Below are 18,250 nucleotides of genomic sequence, written 5' to 3'. Positions count from 1 at the left end.
AGTCAGCCCGTCCGGCGTTTGAGGACAACCGCGCGGAGCGCGGTTTCGGGGGGTCTGGGGGGCGCCCCCCAGGAATCGGCGAAGGGGCGGGTCCGGGGCACAGCCCGCCGCAGGCGCCTCAGATCGCGTCGCGCAGCTCCACCACATCGATCTGCTCGGTCTCGTCGTGAGCCGTCAGATCGATGACCCGCTCGTCGACGCCCCGCCCGGCGGCCAACGCCTCCTCGCCGACGACATCGGCGAGATCCTGCTCCTCGACGGCCGCCTGCGCCGCGGCAGCGGCCTGCTTCGCCTGGTGCTGCGTCCCGAAGAAGTCGAACCCGCCGGTCCGGCGCTGCACGGGCGGCGCCGGCCGCCGCACGGGCATGGCGGGCCGGGTGTCGCGCACGGCCACGGCCGCCTCGGACCGGACCGCGGGCGCGCCGTCCCGCGCCACGGCAGGCTCCGGCCGCACGGCCGGCGCCTCCACGGGGACGGCGGCGGCAGGCTCGGCGGCAGCGGGCGCGGCAGGCACAGCCGGAGCCGGAGCCGGAACCGCAGGTGCGGCGGGGGCGGCGGGCACAGCGGGCGCGGCAGGCGCACTCACGGCCGCAGCCGCCGAAGCCCGCTCCTCCGCCTCCCGCTGGACGGCCCCGTTCCGCGCCAGATCCCGTAGCGCGTCCGCCGCCCGGCGGTACTCCCGCGCGCCGACCTGCCCCTCGGAGCGGGACCGGACCAGGGTGCGGGCCTGCATGGCGGACTCCAGCGCCCGCGCGGCCTTGGGCACTCCGGCCTTCTCGTCGCCGTCCCCGGAGGCGTCGACGGAGGCGCCGAGCGCGGAGCGCTCGCTCGCCAGCAGCCGCCGCCCTTCCAGCGCACTGGCCCGCTCGGTCTCGGCGGTGGCGTAACGGCGCAGCAGGTCGGCGTGCTCGGTGCGGAGCCGGGCCAGCTCGGCGCGCTTGCCACGGAGCTTGGCCTCCAGGCGGGCGCGGGCCTGGCGAGTCTCCTCCAGGTCCGTCTCCAGCTCGGCGAGGCGCTCGTCCGTCTTCCACTCGTCGCGGGCGCGCGCGGCGGTGAGCTGGGCGACCCGCTTGCCCGCCGACCGGTCCCAACGGCGCATCAGGACCGAGCCGACCACGGCCGCCACGGCGGCACCCGCGGCGAGGCCGCGTATGACGACCGTTTCGCCCACCGTCCAGGCTCCGGCCGCGCAGGCGACCGAGGTCGCGGCGACCAGCGAAGAGGGAAGAAGCCGGTGCAGGGATGTGGAATGGCGGTGGCGTCCTCGTGGCATGGCCAGAAACTTACCGTGCGTTGCGGCGAAAGTGTGACTCCGGCACCAAACCGTTCCCTTGATCTTACTTGTTCCCTACGTTCCCCCACTCGGCTCCCGCTTGTCCCCAGTTCCCCCTACTTCCCCGCTACTTCCCGACCAACCCCTTGTCCTTGAGGTAGCGCGCGGCCACATCCGCGGGCTTGAGCCGCTCGGCGTCCACCTTCTTGTTGAGTTCGGTGAGGTCCTCGGTGGTCAGCACCTTGTTGAGTTTGCCCAGCGCTTCCACGACCTGCGAAGAACCCGCCTTCCGCGCATTCACCACCGGCAGCACGTTGTCGGAGTTCTGCAGTTTCTTGTCGTCGTCGAGCACGACAAGACCGAACTGTTCCAGCGTGGCGTCCGTGGTCGTGGTGAGGACCATCTGGTCCTTGCCGTTCCTGACCGCCTGCTTGGCCTGGGTACTGCCGACCTCCAAGGGATCTATGCCCGTGACGCGGATGCCGTAAGTCTTCTCCAGGCCCGGCTTGCAGAAGGGCCGCTCGGTGCACTCGTCACCCGCCGCGAGCTTGATCGACTCCTTCGACGCACCGAGGTCCGAAAGCGTCTTGAGCTGGTGTTTCCTCGCGAACTCGGCCGTCACGGCGAACGCGTTCTGGTCCACGGCCCGGCCGGCGTCCAGCACCTTGAGTCCCCGCGGTTCGGCGAGTTTCCGCAGCGCCTTCAGCGTGGTGTCCGAGTCCGCCGACGCGACCTGCGGGGCGTCCTTCCCGTTCTGCTTCTTGTTGAGGAATTCGGCGAGCGTCGCCGCGTACTCCGGGACGACATCGATCTGTCCCTTCTCCAGCGCCGGTTCATACAGCTCCCGCGCGTCCACCGTCTTGATCGAGGTGGAATATCCGGCGTCCTTCAACAAGCCCGCGTATATTTCCGCGAGCACCTTCGACTCGGTGAACGAGGCGGATCCGATCACCAGGGAACCGCGGCCCGACGCGGTGGATCCCCCGTCACCGCCTCCGGACTTCTCCAGGCTGTCCCCGCCGCACGCGGTCAGGCCCGCCGTCAGGGCGGCGACTCCCGCCGCCGCCAGCGCTGCGCGTACGGCCCGCGTACGGCGCGGGGTGGTGCTGGTCATGGGGCACTCCATCCATGTCGGCGAACGCCCGGCGCGACCGGCTCCCGGCCGCCCGGACATCCTCGTTATGACGTTGCATCAGCTGACGGACCGTCAGACTCCGCCCTGCGAGCGGCCCGTCGCGTCAGGCCGCACCACCGGTGGCCGGCAGAGCGTCGGACGAGGCGTCGGATATCCGTCCCGCACCGGCGGCCGCCCGCCGCCGCCGGCGCCCCAGCCACCGCTCCAGCAGCACGAACGCGCCTTCCACCAGCAGGGCGAGCGCGGCCACCAGCAGCGCGCCGGCCACCACCTGCGGGGTGTCGGTCAGCCGGAAGCCCGCGGTGATGATCCGTCCCAGCCCGCCGCCGCCGACCATCGCGGCGATCGAGACCGTCGCCACCACCTGCACGGCGGCCGACCGTACGCCGGTCATCACCAGCGGCATCGCCAGCGGCAGTTCGACCCGCCCGATCACCTGCCGGGCCGACATCCCCATCCCCCGGGCGGCCTCCACCACGTCGCGGTCCACCTCGCGCATGCCCACATAGGCGTTGGTCAGCAGCGGGGGTATCGCGAACAGGACGAGGGCGATGACGGTGGGCCACGAGTCGTACGTACCCAGCGGGCCCAGGGTCAGCAGGACCAGCACCGCGAACGTGGGCACGGCCCGGCCCGCGTTGGAGAGGTTGACGGCCGGCGCGCCGCCCCGGCCGGTGTGCCCCAGCACGATCGCGAGGGGCAGGGCGATGGCGCAGGATAGGGCCAGGCATACGACGGTCAACTGCAGGTGCTCGGCGAGGCGGTGCCAGACCCCGTCGGGACCGGACCAGTGCGAACCGGTGGACAGCCACGTCCACGTCTTGGTGACGACGTCCATCAGGCCACCGCCTTCTTCCGCTCCCCGCGCGGCGCCCGCGCCGTTCCGGAGCCGCGCCGCTTCCGCGGCGTCCTCGTCCAGGGCGTCAGCAGCCGCTGGAGCCCCAGCAGCAGGACGTCCGCGACGACGGCCAGCAGGACGCAGAGCACCGAGGCGGTCAGGACCTGGGCCTTGAAGATGCTGTGCATCCCCTCGTAGATCAGATTGCCCAGCCCGCCGTAGCCGGTGAGCGCGCCGACGGTGGTCAGCGAGATCGTGGACACGGTGGCGATCCGGATCCCGGCCATCACCGCCGGCAGGGCGAGCGGCAGCTCCACCCCGAACAGCATCCGCACCGGCCCGTACCCCATGCCGCGCGCCGCCTCACGGGCCTCCTCCGGCACGGCGGCCAGGCCGGCCAGGATGTTGCGCACCAGGATCGTCAGCGAGTAGAGCACCAGGCCGGTGATCACCACGGCCGCCGAGAGTCCGAAGACCGGCACCAGCAGCGAGAACATGGCCAGCGACGGGATCGTGTAGAGCACCGTGGTCAGCCCGAGCACCGGGCCCGCGACGCCGCGCCAGCGGCGGGCCGCCAGCGCCAGCGGGAACGCGACGAGCAGCCCTATGCCGACGGACGCCAGCGTGATGCCGATGTGCTGCAGGGTCGCGTCCATGAGCTCCTGGCTCCGCGTCCGCACATACTCGCCGCAGATCCAGTCGTTGTCGATCAGGCAGTTTCCACCCTGCCCCGCCATGCGCGCTCACCTCCCCCTTGGCCTTCACCGACGGTTACTGGCGACCCTAACGCCCACCACTGACAATCGCCTGTGGGCCGTCGCACAGCCGCGGGCCCGACCCGTCACCACCGGGGAGGATGTGGCAACAATGGGGGGCGTGATCCGATTCGAGCACGTCACCAAGCGCTACGCCGATGGCACGACCGCCGTGGACGACCTGTCCTTCGAAGTGGCGGAGGGCGAGCTGGTCACGCTCGTCGGACCGTCCGGCTGCGGCAAGACCACCACGATGAAGATGGTCAACCGGCTGATCGAACCGACCGAGGGCCGGATCCTGCTCGACGGCGCGGACATCGCGGAGACCGACCCGGTCGCCCTGCGCCGGCGCATCGGATACGTGATCCAGCAGGTCGGGCTGTTCCCGCACAAGACGGTGCTCGACAACACCGCGACCGTGCCCCACCTGCTCGGCTGGCAGCGGAAGAAGGCCCGCGACCGCGCCGCCGAGTTGCTGGAGCTCGTCGGCCTCGACCCCGCCGTCCACGGCGGCCGCTACCCCGACCAACTCTCCGGCGGACAGCGGCAGCGCGTCGGCGTCGCCCGCGCCCTCGCCGCGGACCCGCCCGTCCTCCTGATGGACGAGCCGTTCGGCGCGGTCGACCCGGTCGTCCGCGAGCGGCTGCAGAACGAATTCCTGCGTCTTCAGTCACAGGTGCGCAAGACCGTGCTCTTCGTCACCCATGACATCGAGGAGGCCGTCCGGCTGGGAGACCGCATCGCGGTCTACGGCCACGGCCGCATCGAGCAGCTCGACGCGCCCTCGGTGGTGCTCGGCGCCCCCGCCACGCCCTACGTCGCCGACTTCGTCGGCCCCGACCGCGGCCTGAAGCGGCTCTCCGTCACCCCGATCGAGCGCGGCGACCTGGAGCAGCCTCCCGTCGTCCACCTGGACGACCCGGTGGAGGCCGCCCTGGGCGTGCTCGCCGGCGAGCACGCCGACTGGGCGGTCGTCCTGGACGACGGCGAGCGGCTGCACGGCTGGGTGGCGGCCGACGCGATCGTCCACGCCGACGGCGGCACCGTGCGGGACCACGCCCGGCACATGGACGCCTGGCTGCCGCTGGGTGCCTCGCTGAAGCAGGCGTTCAGCACCATGCTGCAGCACGACGCCGGCTGGATCGCCGTGCTCGACGGCGACCGCAGGGACCACTTCCTCGGCGTGCTCACCCCGACGAGCCTGCACGGAGCCCTGCGCCGCTCGGTCGGGGACGACGAGCGGCGGGCCGGCCGGGCGGAGCCGTCCGGCGGGGACCTGCGCACGGCCTCACCGAGCTGAGCGACGGGGCCCGGCCGGGCGACGGGACGGGAGCCCTTACGCGGGCTTGCCCTCCCCCGGCCCCTCGTCGTCGTCCTCCGGCAGCTTGCAGACCCGTTCCATGAAGAACGCCGCGGCCACCACACAGGCCCCGGCCAGGACCGAGGCCCCGGCGTAGATCGTCTGCTCCCGCCGGGCGTCGGTCTCCATGCCGTCCAACAGCAGGAAGACCCCCACCCCGCCGTACGCGCCGGAGACCAGCGCCGCGACGAGGGCGCTGGCCTGGCCGAACACCACGGCCCGGGCCGCCAGCAGCGGGTCGACACCCTTGGCGCCGGGACGCCGCTCCCGCTGGGCGCGCAGCCGCGCCCGGAGCGAGAGGGCCGTCGAGAAGAGCACGACGGCGATCACGGCCAGCACGATCGGCGCCGCGACCGGCACGCTGGGCAGCGTGTCGAAGGCGTTCCAGAGCCGGGCACCGGCCCAGGACAGCACCCCGGCCGCGGCGAACAGGCCGAGCAGCACCCCGATCCGAAGTTGCTTCACCGAGCCGTCAGCCCCTCGTCGTCGTCATCCGTACACATCACCTGCCGGCCGGCCGTACCGGCCGCGCCGGTCCTGCCGGCAACCGCCCAACGGTTACTCGGGCAGCCGGAGTTCCAGGTCCACCCGAGGCCGTACGCCCTCGCGGGCGAGCCCGGCCAGCAGGTCGGCGACCGGCCCACGTCCTGGAACAATGGCCTCCGGATCCACGTCGTACCACGGAACCAGCACGAAGGCACGCTCGTGGGCGCGCGGGTGCGGAAGCGTCAGCAGCGGATCGTCGGAGATCACGTCCTGGTAGGTGACGATGTCCACGTCGATGGTCCGCGGCCCCCAGCGCTCGTCGCGCACCCGCTCGAACGCCTCCTCGATGGCGTGCCCGCGCTCCAGCAGCGAGGCCGGCGGGAGGGTGGTCTTCACCAGCACCACCGCGTTGAAGTAGGCCGGCTGCGAGCCGGGCTCGACGCCCCAGGGCTCGGTCTCGTAGACCGGGGAGACGGCCTTGACCCGAAGGCCGGGCGTGTCCTCCAGGGCGTCGACGGCCCCCTGCAGCGTCTCCAGGCGGTTGCCCAGGTTGCTGCCGAGCGACAGCACGGCCCACTGCGGGTTGCTCAGGGTCACGTCGGCGGCGTCCACCTGCTCCACCACGGAGGCGGGCACCGGCTGCACGGTCGGGTCGCTGCTGCTCATACTCGGCTCCGGGTGATCGTTACGGTCACGTCGTCGAAGGGCACGGTGATCGGGGCGTCCGGCTTGTGCACGACCACCTCGACCTCCCGCACCGGCTCGTGCTTCAGACACTGCTCGGCGATCCGCTCGGCGAGGGTCTCGATGAGGTCGACCGGCTCGCCCTGCACGACGGCCACGACCTCCTCGGCCACGATGCCGTAGTGGACGGTCTTCGTGAGGTCGTCGTCGGCCGCGGCGGGCCGGGTGTCCAGGCTCAGCACGAGATCCACGACGAAGGTCTGGCCTTCCTCGCGTTCTCGGGGGAAGACCCCATGGTGCCCGCGAGCCTTCAAGCCGCGCAGCGCGACACGGTCCACACGAATCACTCCTGCTGGTCGTCGGTGACGGGTACTCCCGTGCCCTCGCGACCACGGGGGAGGGACGCCCGGCGGCGGCCGGATCGTCACCCGTCCCCGGCCTTCGACCGGGATACCCAACGTCGAATCTACCTGCGAGCACCGACAGCGTCCGGCCGCGGGTACTCCGGCCCGGAGACCGCTGTGATGCTGGTCACCGGCGTCCCCCGCGTTCCCCGGCCGGTGTACGAGCACCCATACCCGCCCGGGAAGCAGCTCGAACGAGTGGTCACGGATCCATCACACTGACGCACGGCGATGACGCGCCGGCCCCCGCGTGCCACGGGAAGCGGCCCCCGGCGCCTCCGGCCTCCGGCTCGAACACGGCCGCGCCCCCGGGGCCGGTCAGCCGAGCGGCCCCACCGGCCCGGAGCCGCCGTCCAGGTCCTCCGGACCCTCCTCGCGCTCCCCGTACTCCTCGTCGTCCCGGCCCGCCAGCACCGGCGAACCGTGGTGCGACCACACCTTCCACTCCGACCCCACCCGGCGGAACGCGTTGGTCGCCACGACGAGCTGGCCCACGAGCGGCCCCAGCTCGCCCTCGGACTCCGCCGGCGCCCCGCTGAGGATGTTCTCGGTGCAGGTCACCAGGGCCGTGTCACCGGCCACCGACACCTCGACATCGGTCAGGAAGAACTGGATGTAATCGGTGCTCGCCATGATCAGGGCGTACGAGCGGAGCACCTCACCCCGACCGCGCAGCACCGGCCAGCCGGGGTGCACACACGAGACCTCGGTACCGGGGTCGTCCAGCCACATCCGCTGCATGGCCTCGGTGTCGCCGCGCTCCACCGCCTCGTACAGGGCCGTGTTGGCGAGCTCGACCCGCTCGGCGTCCGTCCGCGCCGAGCTCACACCGCCCCCTCAGGGGCTCCGGTGCGCGCGGCGTCCACGGCGCTCACCACGCGCACGGCGTCCGCGCTCGCGCCCACCTCGTGCACGCGCACCGCCCACGCGCCCTCGCGCGCGGCCAGCACCGAGACCGCGGCGGTCGCCGCGTCCCGTTCGCGGGCCGGCGGCGGCGTTCCGTCCGGGCCCGCCAGCACCCGGCCGAGGAAGCGCTTGCGGGAGGCCGCGACCAGCAGCGGCAGCCCCAGCTCCGACCGCAGCCGGTCCAGCCGGGCGACCAGGGCCAGGTCGTGCCCGGCGTTCTTGGCGAAGCCCAGCCCCGGGTCGACCACCAGCCGCTCCGGCTCGACGCCGCCCGCGACCACCGCGTCCACCCGCCGCCGCAGCTCGTCGATCACCTCGCCGACCACGTCGTCGTAGACCGCCCGGCTGTTCATGTCCTCGCTGAAGCCGCGCCAGTGCATCACCACGAACGGCACCCGGGCCTGTGCCGCCATCGGGACCATCGCCGGGTCGGCGAGCCCGCCGCTCACATCGTTGACCAGCCCCGCACCGGCCTCCAGGGCGGCCTCCGCGACCGAGGCCCGCATCGTGTCCACCGAGACCACGACGCCCTCGCCGGCCAGCTCCCGCACGACCGGGACCACCCGGCGCCGCTCCTCGGCCTCGTCCACCCGCAGGGCACCCGGCCGGGTGGACTCGCCGCCCACGTCGACCAGGTCGGCGCCACCGGCGACGAGGTCCAGGCCCCGCTTGACCGCCTCGGCGGGGTCGAACCAGCGGCCCCCGTCGGAGAACGAGTCGGGCGTCACGTTGACCACGCCCATCACCGCACAGCGGTCCCACCGCGGCAGACCGACGGGCCCGATACGAGCGTGCAAGGTACTCATGCCCACCAGCGTAGGCCGTGGGCCGGGAGCGGCGACGACCGGCCGACACGGCGAGAGCCCTCCCCGGAAGCGGTTCCGGGGAGGGCTCTCAGGGGTGTTTCAGGGATCTCTCAGGGGCCGGGGCACGACTCACGCGGCGCGCGTGACCTCCGCCTGCTCCACGCCCGCGTCGTCGTCGACGAAGCTCGGCTTGGGCGGCGCCGGGCGGCGGCGCAGCAGTCGCGGCAGCTCCAGGAAGCCCTCCGCCTGCATCATCGCGAAGCCGATGCGCGGCAGGTCGCGGCTGTTCGGGAAGACGATGAAGCGCGGCTCCCAGCGCGGCCGGAACTTCTCGTTGAACTTGTACAGCGACTCGATCTGGAACCAGCGCGACAGGAAGATCAGCACGCCGCGCTGGATCCGGACCACCGGACCGGCGCCCAGCTTGCTGCCGCGCTCCAGGGCCGAGCGGAAGAACGCGAAGTTCAGCGACAGGCGCTTGATCTTCAGCTCGGGCGCGGCCTGGAGGAAGGCGACGATCAGCAGCTCGTTCATGCCCGGGTCGGCGCTGCGGTCGCGGCGCATCAGCTCCAGGGAGCTGCCGTCCTTGCCCCACGGCACGTAGTGCTGCATGGCCCGCAGGTCGCCGAAGGGCGCCGTCTCGCCCTCTTCGACGTCCTTGTGGGCGGTGGCGATGATCGCGTCCAGGTCCTTCGGGTCGCCGATCCGGCCCAGCGCCATGGAGAAGCCGCGCTCCTCCTCGGTGTCGCGCCAGGCGTTGGCGGCCTTCTGGACCACCGCGAGCTCCTCGGGGCTCAGGTCGCCGACGCGGCGGACCTTGGTGGTGTAGCCGTTGCGCTCGATGCGCTTGACCATCTGGCGGACGTTGCGCATGGCCCGGCCGCTGAGGCTGAAGTCGGCGACCTCGACGATGGCCTCGTCGCCCATCTCCAGGGCGTCCAGACCGGTCTCGCGGGTCCAGACCTCGCCGCCGGTCTCACTGCACCCGTTGACGGCGGGGGTCCAGGAGTGGCGCTTGGCCAGCTCCATGAACTTCTCGATCGCGCCCGGCCACGCCTCGACGTCGCCGATCGGGTCGCCGCTGGCCAGCATGACGCCGGAGACCACGCGGTAGGAGACGGCGGCCTTGCCGGACGGGGAGAAGACGACGCTCTTGTCGCGGCGGAGCGCGAAGTGGCCGAGGGAGTCGCGGTCACCGTGCTTGGCGAGCAGCTCGCGCAGCCGGTCCTCGTCCTCCTCGGTGAGGACGGCCGCCGGGTACTCCGGCCGGAAGGCCAGGAACGCGGTGGTGGCGACGGTCAGCAGGCCGAGGGCGCCGAGGGAGTAGCCGACGACGTAGTCGACGCCGCCGGTGTAGCGGATCGAGCCCTCGAAGCCGAAGAGGCCCCACAGGACGTGCTCGATCTGCTCGGTGACCGGCGGGTCGCCGACCATCTGGTCCGGGTGCGAGCCGACGATCACCCAGCCGAGGGCGACGCTGGCGCCGCCCATGAGGATGAAGTTGGCCAGCGCCTTCCAGCGGCTGCGCGGGTCGGGCAGCGCGGTGAACGCGTTCCGGTGCCGCACCAGGTAGGCGAAGAGCAGCAGCGAGAAGACGGCGCCGACGATGGAGTGCCGGTAGATCAGGTGGGCGGCGGCGCCCACCGGCAGCACGACGACGGCGGCCCACCAGGCACGCGACTTCGCGCGCTTGAGGCCGTGGGCGAGCATCAGCAGCAGGATGCCGACGACGATCGACGCGGCGGCGGCCAGTTGGGTCACCGCGCCGGGCAGAACCTCGGCCAGCGTGTGAATCTTGCTGAAGCGGAACCGCGGGATGACGCCGGCGACGATGTCCATCAGACCGATGACCGCCGCGACCGTGCCTACGACGGCCGGAACACGCTCCGGCCGAGGCCCCTTGGCCATGCGGGCAAGCACCGACAGCCACTTCGGACCCGAAGGAACCTCATCGGACTTTTTGCCATCTTCCCTGACAGACATCTCTTCCCGTCGTCCATGTCGAGTGGGCATACGGCATCTGGCCGTACCGCTCCGGACAATGTGCGCCCTGTAGGACGACGGTTTCGGGGCGGAGGTTCCGCCGCCGGCGGGCCCGGATAGAAGTAACCATTCCGCGACCCGGGGCCGGGTCGCTCGGCAGAAAGCACCTCATGGGTCTCACCAGCAAGACAGTCCTGCTGTTGGCCGCTGTGCTGGCGGTCGTGCTCTTCGCGCTGACCGTCTGGCTCTGGCCGCGGCTCGGCAAGCGGAGCGTGGGCTCCATCCTCGGCCGCGTCGGCATGCTGCTCGTCACCCAGCTGAGCCTGTTCGCCGCCATCGGCCTCTACGCGAACTACTCCTTCGGCTTCTACGCCTCCTGGGCCGACCTGTTCGGCCAGGAGCAGGACCAGGGCGTCGTGGTCGACCACAGCTCCGGCGCCCACCGGGTGCAGGTGGTGGGCACCCAGCAGGTGAACGTGCCCCGGGCCTCGGTGCCCCGGGTCGCCGGCCGGATCGAGAAGGTGAACATCCAGGGCCCCGAGTCGCGGATCGCCAGCCCGGCCTATGTGTACCTGCCGCCGGAGTACTTCCAGCCCGCGTTCGCCCAGCGCACCTTCCCGGCCTCCGTCGTGCTGACCGGCTACCCGGGCACCGCCGAGGCGCTGATCAAGGGCCTGCACTACCCCCAGACGGCGCACAAGCTGGCCAAGGACAAGAAGATGCAGCCCACCATCCTGGTGATGATGCGGCCGACCGTCGCCCCGCCCCGGGATACGGAGTGCATGGACATACCCGACGGCCCCCAGACCGAGACCTTCTTCACCAAGGACCTGCGCAAGGCGCTCTCCCAGCAGTACCGGATCGGCACCAAGGCCGCCAACTGGGGCATGATCGGCGACTCGACCGGCGGCTACTGCGCGCTGAAGCTCGCCATGCGCCACCCGGAGGCGTACGGCGCCGCCGCCTCGCTGTCCGGTTACTACAAGGCCCCCCAGGACCCCACCACCGGTTCGCTCTTCGGCGGCAGCAAGAAGCTGGAGCAGGAGAACAACCTGATCTGGCGGCTGAAGCACAAGCCGCTGCCCAAGATCTCGATGCTGGTGACCAGCAGCAAGCAGGGCGAGCACAACTACAAGGACACGATGAAGTTCATCGACCTCGCCGCCAAGCACCCCACCCGGGTCTCCTCGATGATCCTGGAGAGCGGCGGTCACAACTTCAACACCTGGCGCCGTGAGATCCCCGGCACCCTGCAGTGGATGGGCAGCCGCCTCAGCGCGTGACGCGCGTCGACTCCCCGGGCCGCCCGCACCACCACGGGCGGCCTTCGTGTTTCCGGAGCCGGCGGCTCAGCGGCCCGACATGATGAGGCTCATCGCCTCCGCCCGGGACGCCGGGTCCCGCAGCTGGCCCCGCACCGCGGACGTGATCGTCTTCGCGCCGGGCTTGCGGATGCCCCGCATCGACATGCACATGTGCTCGCACTCGATCACCACGACGACGCCCCGCGCCTCCAGGATCTCCACCAGCGAGTCCGCGATCTGCGTGGTGAGCCGCTCCTGGACCTGCGGGCGGCGGGCGTAGACGTCCACCAGCCGGGCCAGCTTCGACAGCCCGGTGATCTTCCCGCTGGTCGCGGGGATGTAGCCGATGTGCGCCACGCCGTGGAACGGGACGAGGTGGTGCTCGCAGGTGCTGTAGACCTCGATGTCGCGGACCAGCACCATCTCGTCGTGACCGAGGTCGAAGGTGGTGGTCAGCACGTCGGCCGGCTCCTGCCGCAGGCCCGCGAATATCTCCTTGTAGGCGCGTGCCACGCGGGCGGGGGTCTCCCGCAGCCCCTCGCGGTCCGGGTCCTCGCCGACGGCGATGAGCAGCTCGCGGACGGCCTGCTCGGCCCGCTTCTCGTCGAACGGCCCGATGGCTCGTTCGCCGTCCAGGGTCACCGGATCGATCATGTTGCCTCGTTCTCTCGTGCGTACGCGCCGTTCGGCGGCCCTCCCCCGTCCACTCGGCGGTTCACCCGACCGGAGGAGCGCGCACATGCGCGAATGCCGCGCCCCCAGGCTAGAACCTGGGAGACGCGGCATCCATTCCGGCCCTGAGACCGGCCCTGGGACCGGCACTGAGTCCGACCCTGGGACCGGCCCTGAAACTCCGCTCACTCCGGGCGGATGTCCTCCGGCAGATCCACCGAGTCGACGCCGGTGGCACCGGCGGCACCGTTGCTGCTCGGGGCGAGCTCCTTGGGGGAGAGCACCGGCGGGCGGCTGGACGGCGTACGGCGCGAGGAGCCGGTCCACGCCGGGCGGGCCGGGCGCTTCACGACGTGCTTGAAGATCTCGGCGATCTCCTCCTTGTTCAGCGTCTCCTTCTCCAGGAGGGCCAGAACCAGGTTGTCGAGGATGTCGCGGTTCTCGACCAGGATCTCCCACGCCTCGTTGTGCGCGGTCTCGATCAGCTTCTTGACCTCTTCGTCGACCAGCGCGGCGACCTCTTCCGAGTAGTCCCGCTGGTGCGACATCTCGCGGCCCAGGAAGGGCTCGGAGTTGTCGGAGCCGAACTTGATCGCGCCGAGCCGCTCGGTCATGCCGTACTGGGTGACCATCGCGCGGGCCGTGGCGGTGGCCTTCTCGATGTCGTTCGCGGCGCCCGTGGTCGGGTCGTGGAAGACGAGCTCCTCGGCCGCGCGGCCGCCCAGCATGTAGGCCAGCTGGTCGAGCATCTCGTTGCGCGTGGTCGAGTACTTGTCCTCGTCCGGCAGCACCATGGTGTAGCCGAGCGCGCGGCCCCGGGACAGGATCGTGATCTTGTGGACCGGGTCGGAGTTGGGCGAAGCCGCCGCGACCAGGGCGTGACCGCCCTCGTGGTACGCGGTGATCTTCTTCTCCTTGTCGCTCATGATCCGGGTCCGCTTCTGCGGGCCGGCCACGACGCGGTCGATCGCCTCGTCCAGCATGTGGTTGTCGATCAGCTTCTTGTCGCTGCGGGCCGTCAGCAGGGCGGCCTCGTTCAGCACGTTGGAGAGATCGGCACCGGTGAAGCCGGGGGTACGGCGGGCGACGGCCGCGAGGTCGACGTCCGGGGCGACCGGCTTGCCCTTCTGGTGGACCTTGAGGATCTCCAGGCGGCCCTGCATGTCGGGGCGGTCGACGGCGATCTGCCGGTCGAAGCGGCCCGGGCGGAGCAGCGCGGGGTCGAGGATGTCGGGCCGGTTGGTGGCCGCGATCAGGATGACGCCGCCCTTGACGTCGAAGCCGTCCATCTCGACGAGCAGCTGGTTGAGCGTCTGCTCGCGCTCGTCGTGGCCGCCGCCGAGGCCCGCGCCGCGGTGCCGGCCGACGGCGTCGATCTCGTCGACGAAGACGATGGCCGGGGCGTTGGCCTTGGCCTGCTCGAACAGGTCACGGACCCGGGAGGCACCGACACCGACGAACATCTCGACGAAGTCGGAACCGGAGATCGAGTAGAACGGGACGCCGGCCTCACCCGCGACGGCACGCGCCAGCAGCGTCTTGCCGGTGCCGGGCGGGCCGTAGAGCAGCACGCCCTTGGGGATCTTGGCGCCCACGGCCTGGAACTTGGCCGGCTCCTGGAGGAACTCCTTGATCTCGTGGAGCTCCTCGACGGCCTCGTCGGACCCGGCCACGTCGGCGAAGGTGGTCTTCGGCGTGTCCTTGGTGATCAGCTTGGCCTTGGACTTCCCGAAGTTCATCACCCGGGAGCCGCCGCCCTGCATCTGATTCATCAGGAACAGGAAGACGACGACGATGAGAACGAAGGGCAGCAGGGACAGCAGCACCCCGATGAAGGGGTTCTGCTTGGACGTCGCCACGTTGTAGCCCTCGGGCAGGACGTCCTTGTTCTTCTGGTCGACCGCGTCCTGCAGCATCTTGGACAGCTGGACGCCCTGGTCGCCGATGTAGTTCGCCTGGACCTTGCTGCTGCCCTTGATCTTCTGGCCGCTCTTGAGCTCGACCTTGATCTTGTTTTCGTCGCCCGTGGTCAGCTCGGCCGATTTCACCCTGTCGTCACGGATGGCCGCGACGACCTGACTGGTGTCCACCGACTTGTAGCCGCCGGACGAGCCGACGACCTGCATCAACACGACCACGGCGAGGACGGCCAGCACGATCCACATGACCGGCCCACGGAAGTAGCGCTTCACGTCCATCCATACGGGGCGCGAGCGCCCCGTCCCTCCTGCCACAGTGAGGCACGGTGCCCCTCGATCGGGGTGCCTGTGCGTACGGTGTTCTGCTCGACCTTGCAGTGCTTGCTAAAGAACTTGAAAAGACTGACCTTCGGACGGTACCCCAGCATTGTCACCCGACGCCGCCGCAGACGGTCAACAAATCCGTCTTCCCCTCCTCCAACGGCGGAAAACCGCGAGGGGTTCCCGGTGGCCCGGCAATCGCCGGGCGCTCCGGGGGCAATACCGTCCTCCCAGGTCGGGGAGGGTCAGCCGCCGTAGACGTGCGGCGCGAGGGTGCCCACGAAGGGCAGGTTGCGGTACTTCTCCGCGAAGTCGAGGCCGTAACCGACGACGAACTCGTTCGGGATGTCGAAACCGACCCACTTCACGTCGATGGCGACCTTGGCCGCCTCCGGCTTGCGCAGCAGGGTGACGACGTTGAGGGACGCCGGCTCGCGCGAGCCGAGGTTCGACAGCAGCCAGGACAGCGTCAGACCGGAGTCGATGATGTCCTCGACGATCAGGACGTGCTTGCCCTTGATGTCGGTGTCGAGGTCCTTGAGGATGCGGACCACGCCCGAGGACTGGGTGCCCGCGCCGTAGGAGGACACGGCCATCCAGTCCATGGTGACGGGGTTGGACAGCGCGCGCGCCAGGTCCGCCATCACCATCACGGCACCCTTGAGGACACCGACGATGAGCAGGTCCTTGCCCGCGTACTCCGCGTCGATCTTCGCGGCCAGCTCGGCCAGCTTCGCGTCGATCTCTTCCTTGGTGATGAGCACCGACTTGAGGTCGGTGCCCATGTCCTTCTCGTCCACCCGCGCCACTCTCGTTCGATTGGGGCTCATCCGGCCGTCCGGGCGCCTGCCGCCCGGCCAGGGTCCGGCCGGGCCTGCCCGCGGTCACTCACGGTCCGTTCGATTCAGCCCTGCCGAAGGACCAGTCTGCCACCATGCCGGTGGACCGCGACGCGCCCGGGGAGGTTGATGGCCCGCTGACCGCGCCAGCCGGTGATCAGCCGGTCGACCTCCTCGATGTGCCGGGCGAAGAGCGAACCGGCCGGGGAACCGGCCTCGATGGCGGCACGGCGCAGCACCCGGCGGCGGACGGCGGGGGGCAGGGCGTAGAGCTTGGCGACCTCCAGGGCGCCCGTGTCGTCCCGGACGGACGGCTCCACGGCGACGGCCCAGGAGTCGAGGGCGTCCGCGTCGTCCCGGGAGAGCTGCGCGGTCCGGGCCAGGGCCTCGACGACGCCCTTGCCGAGCGCCTTCTCCAGGACCGGCAGGGCCTCGTGGCGGACCCGGGAGCGGGTGTAGGCCGGGTCGGTGTTGTGCGGGTCGTCCCAGACCGGGAGCGACTGCACCATGCACGCCTTGCGGGCGGTCTGCCGGTCGAGCCCCAGGAACGGCCGGCGGTAGCGGCCCCCGACACCGGAGGCCACGGCCATCCCGGACAGCGAGCGGGTGCCGGAGCCGCGGGCCAGCCCCAGGAGCACGGTCTCGGCCTGGTCGTCCCGGGTGTGGCCGAGGAGCACGGCCGCGGCGCCGTGGCGTTCGGCGGCCTCGTCCAGGGCGGCGTAGCGGGCGTCGCGGGCGGCGGCCTCGGGGCCACCCTCCCGGCCGACAGTCACGGGGAGCGCCTCGACGGGGTCGAGGCCGAGCGCGAGGAGGCGGCTGACCACCTCGGCGGCGCGGAGGTCGGAGCCCTCCTGGAGGCCGTGGTCGACGGTGACGCCGCCGGCGCGGAGGCCGAGCCGGGGGGCCTCGAAGGCGAGGGCGGAGGCGAGCGCCATGGAGTCGGCGCCGCCGGAACAGGCGGCCAGGACGAGCGGGGGCCTGGAGCCGCCGGAGGCGCTCGCGGTTGCGGTTTCGGACGGAGCGAGGGTGAGGACGTCGTGGAGAACGCGGCGGACCGCCAGGCGTATCGCCGCGACCGCGGGGTGTGGACCCATGTCCGAGTGTCCAATCGTTCCAACGAGGAGCTGACGGGAAGGGGTTGTGGGGACGTGCGGGCTGCGCCGTCACGCTGTGTGCGTAGATGGTGACAGAGACGAGCCTTTACCCGAGCATCGCACGCCCACCCCTGGCACACGGTCCCTCGGACGGGTGATTACGGGAGCGTTCGTCCGTCAGGGGCGCGACGCCCTCACCCGTCGGTGCGGCTGTGCACCCGCGCGACCCAGTCCGCCGGTTTGGCGATCTCGGCCTTGGTCGGCAGGGTGTTCGGCGAGGTCCAGACCCTGTTGAAGCCCTCCATGCCGACCTGGTCCACCACCGCCCGGACGAACCGCTCGCCATCACGGTACTGCCGCAGCTTGGCGTCCAGTCCCAGCAGCTTGCGCAGCGCCTGGTCCAGCCGGCCCGCGCCGCTGGCCCGCCGCTGCTGGAACTTCTCGCGGATCTCGGTGACGGACGGCACGACCCGCGGGCCCACCCCGTCCATGACGTAGTCCGCGTGCCCCTCCAGCAGGGACATCACCGCCGTCAGCCGCGCCAGGACCTCCCGCTGGGCCGGGGTCTGCACCAGCTCGACGATGCTGCGCCCGCCCCGCTCCTCACCGTCCTCCGGAGGGCGCCCGCCGGCCAGCGACTGGAGGGCCTCGCGCAGCCGCTCCAGCAGGGTGGCCGGGTCGATGTCGGTCTCGGCGAGGAACGCCTGGACCTCGCCCTCGATGTGGTCACGCAGCCACGGCACACCCGTGAACTGCGTACGGTGCGTCTCCTCGTGCAGGCACACCCACAGCCGGAAGTCGTGCGGGTCGACCTCCAGTTCGCGCTCCACGTGCACGATGTTCGGCGCCACCAGGAGCAGCCGGCCGCCGCCGGCCCCGCCCGGCAGGTCCCGGGTGGCCGGGGCGAACGTCTCGTACTGGCCCAGCACCCGCGAGGCCAGGAACGACAGCAGCATGCCCAGCTCCACGCCGGTGACCTTGCCGCCGACCGCCCCGAGCACGGCACCGCCCGGCAGGCCGCCCCGGCGCTTCTCCATCTTCTCCAGCAGCGGCCCGAGCACCGCCCGGAACCCGGCGACGTTCGCCCGGATCCAGCCCGCCCGGTCCACCACCAGCACCGGGGTGTCCGATCCGGCGCCCGACGGCGTCATCCCGGTGAACTCCCGGACGTGCTCCTCCGACGCCTTGGCGTGCCGCCGCAACTCCGCGACCACCGCGCGGGCCTCGTCCCGGCTGACCTCCGGCCCCGGCCGCACGAGCCGCGTCGCGGTCGCCACCGCGAGCTTCCAGTCGACCATCTCCGCACCACCGATGCTCGTCATGGGTTCACGGTACGTGGTGCGGCGCGGTTGCGGAGGGGGGCGGTGGGTGCCCCGGTCCCTCCCCTTCGCCGTTTCCTGGGGGCCAGCCCCCAGACCCCCGAAACCGCGCTCCGCGCGGTTGTCCTCAAACGCCGGACGGGCTGAGTGAT

The 18,250-nt window shown here is 71.5% G+C and carries 17 protein-coding genes; 2 read left to right on the top strand and 15 right to left on the bottom strand.

Annotation, left to right across the window (positions count from 1 at the left end; translation table 11 throughout):
* Positions 1-118: 118 nt before the first annotated feature.
* The 4 genes from ACSNOK_RS17550 to ACSNOK_RS17535 form a co-directional block, all read right to left on the bottom strand.
* On the bottom strand, positions 119-1,273 hold the full coding sequence (locus ACSNOK_RS17550) for a hypothetical protein (RefSeq protein ID WP_436781635.1): 1,155 nt from the start codon (positions 1,271-1,273) through the stop codon (positions 119-121).
* 127 nt (positions 1,274-1,400) lie between these two features.
* Positions 1,401-2,387 carry an ABC transporter substrate-binding protein gene (locus tag ACSNOK_RS17545; RefSeq protein WP_436781634.1) on the bottom strand — a complete coding sequence of 329 codons (987 nt, stop codon included), beginning with the start codon at positions 2,385-2,387 and terminating at the stop codon, positions 1,401-1,403.
* A 124-nt stretch (positions 2,388-2,511) separates the two neighbouring features.
* Entirely contained in the window at positions 2,512-3,246 is a 735-nt protein-coding gene (locus ACSNOK_RS17540) for an ABC transporter permease (RefSeq protein WP_436781633.1), read from the bottom strand.
* Positions 3,246-3,983, bottom strand: coding sequence for an ABC transporter permease (locus ACSNOK_RS17535; protein WP_436781632.1), 738 nt, complete (start codon positions 3,981-3,983; stop codon positions 3,246-3,248). Before ACSNOK_RS17535 ends, ACSNOK_RS17540 begins: the two co-directional genes overlap by 1 nt.
* Before the next feature lie 139 nt (positions 3,984-4,122).
* On the opposite strand from ACSNOK_RS17535, the gene ACSNOK_RS17530 reads away from it, so the two are divergent.
* The gene (locus ACSNOK_RS17530; protein WP_436781631.1) at positions 4,123-5,301 is read left to right on the top strand and encodes an ABC transporter ATP-binding protein; all 1,179 of its coding nucleotides are present in this window, start codon (positions 4,123-4,125) and stop codon (positions 5,299-5,301) included.
* A 36-nt stretch (positions 5,302-5,337) separates the two neighbouring features.
* Here the strand turns inward: ACSNOK_RS17530 and ACSNOK_RS17525 are convergent, their stop codons facing one another.
* The 6 genes from ACSNOK_RS17525 to ACSNOK_RS17500 form a co-directional block, all read right to left on the bottom strand.
* Positions 5,338-5,826, bottom strand: coding sequence for a DUF3180 domain-containing protein (locus ACSNOK_RS17525; protein ID WP_436781630.1), 489 nt, complete (start codon positions 5,824-5,826; stop codon positions 5,338-5,340).
* A gap of 93 nt (positions 5,827-5,919) precedes the next feature.
* Entirely contained in the window at positions 5,920-6,513 is a 594-nt protein-coding gene (gene folK, locus ACSNOK_RS17520) for a 2-amino-4-hydroxy-6-hydroxymethyldihydropteridine diphosphokinase (RefSeq protein WP_436781629.1), read from the bottom strand.
* Positions 6,510-6,869: a dihydroneopterin aldolase gene (gene folB / locus ACSNOK_RS17515; protein ID WP_436781628.1), complete on the bottom strand. Its 360-nt coding sequence runs from the start codon at positions 6,867-6,869 to the stop codon at positions 6,510-6,512. The genes folK and folB overlap by 4 nt, the downstream gene beginning before the upstream one ends.
* 384 nt (positions 6,870-7,253) lie before the next feature.
* Positions 7,254-7,763 carry a nuclear transport factor 2 family protein gene (locus ACSNOK_RS17510; RefSeq protein ID WP_436781627.1) on the bottom strand — a complete coding sequence of 170 codons (510 nt, stop codon included), beginning with the start codon at positions 7,761-7,763 and terminating at the stop codon, positions 7,254-7,256.
* Positions 7,760-8,647, bottom strand: coding sequence for a dihydropteroate synthase (folP, locus tag ACSNOK_RS17505; protein WP_436781626.1), 888 nt, complete (start codon positions 8,645-8,647; stop codon positions 7,760-7,762). Before folP ends, ACSNOK_RS17510 begins: the two co-directional genes overlap by 4 nt.
* A gap of 129 nt (positions 8,648-8,776) precedes the next feature.
* Positions 8,777-10,630, bottom strand: coding sequence for a phosphatidylglycerol lysyltransferase domain-containing protein (locus ACSNOK_RS17500; protein WP_436781625.1), 1,854 nt, complete (start codon positions 10,628-10,630; stop codon positions 8,777-8,779).
* A 170-nt stretch (positions 10,631-10,800) separates the two neighbouring features.
* Between ACSNOK_RS17500 and ACSNOK_RS17495 the strand changes: the two genes are divergently transcribed.
* Positions 10,801-11,913, top strand: a complete 1,113-nt coding sequence (locus ACSNOK_RS17495; RefSeq protein ID WP_436781624.1) for an alpha/beta hydrolase — start codon at positions 10,801-10,803, stop codon at positions 11,911-11,913.
* Positions 11,914-11,979: 66 nt separating this feature from the next.
* Here ACSNOK_RS17495 and folE read toward each other — a convergent pair whose 3' ends face one another.
* The 5 genes from folE to ACSNOK_RS17470 form a co-directional block, all read right to left on the bottom strand.
* Positions 11,980-12,588 carry a GTP cyclohydrolase I FolE gene (folE, locus tag ACSNOK_RS17490; protein WP_436781623.1) on the bottom strand — a complete coding sequence of 203 codons (609 nt, stop codon included), beginning with the start codon at positions 12,586-12,588 and terminating at the stop codon, positions 11,980-11,982.
* A 203-nt stretch (positions 12,589-12,791) separates the two neighbouring features.
* Positions 12,792-14,804: an ATP-dependent zinc metalloprotease FtsH gene (ftsH, locus tag ACSNOK_RS17485; RefSeq protein WP_436781622.1), complete on the bottom strand. Its 2,013-nt coding sequence runs from the start codon at positions 14,802-14,804 to the stop codon at positions 12,792-12,794.
* A 287-nt stretch (positions 14,805-15,091) separates the two neighbouring features.
* Positions 15,092-15,631: a hypoxanthine phosphoribosyltransferase gene (hpt, locus tag ACSNOK_RS17480; protein ID WP_004940393.1), complete on the bottom strand. Its 540-nt coding sequence runs from the start codon at positions 15,629-15,631 to the stop codon at positions 15,092-15,094.
* Positions 15,632-15,750: 119 nt separating this feature from the next.
* Entirely contained in the window at positions 15,751-16,779 is a 1,029-nt protein-coding gene (gene tilS / locus ACSNOK_RS17475) for a tRNA lysidine(34) synthetase TilS (protein WP_436781621.1), read from the bottom strand.
* Positions 16,780-16,973: 194 nt separating this feature from the next.
* Entirely contained in the window at positions 16,974-18,101 is a 1,128-nt protein-coding gene (locus ACSNOK_RS17470; protein WP_436781620.1) for a zinc-dependent metalloprotease, read from the bottom strand.
* Positions 18,102-18,250: the final 149 nt, after the last annotated feature.

Source organism: Streptomyces sp. URMC 126, from assembly GCF_051386555.1.
GTDB lineage: Bacteria > Actinomycetota > Actinomycetes > Streptomycetales > Streptomycetaceae > Streptomyces.
The sequence above is the reverse complement of the archived record's forward strand: the minus strand, read 5'-3'. Positions and strand labels throughout refer to the sequence as shown.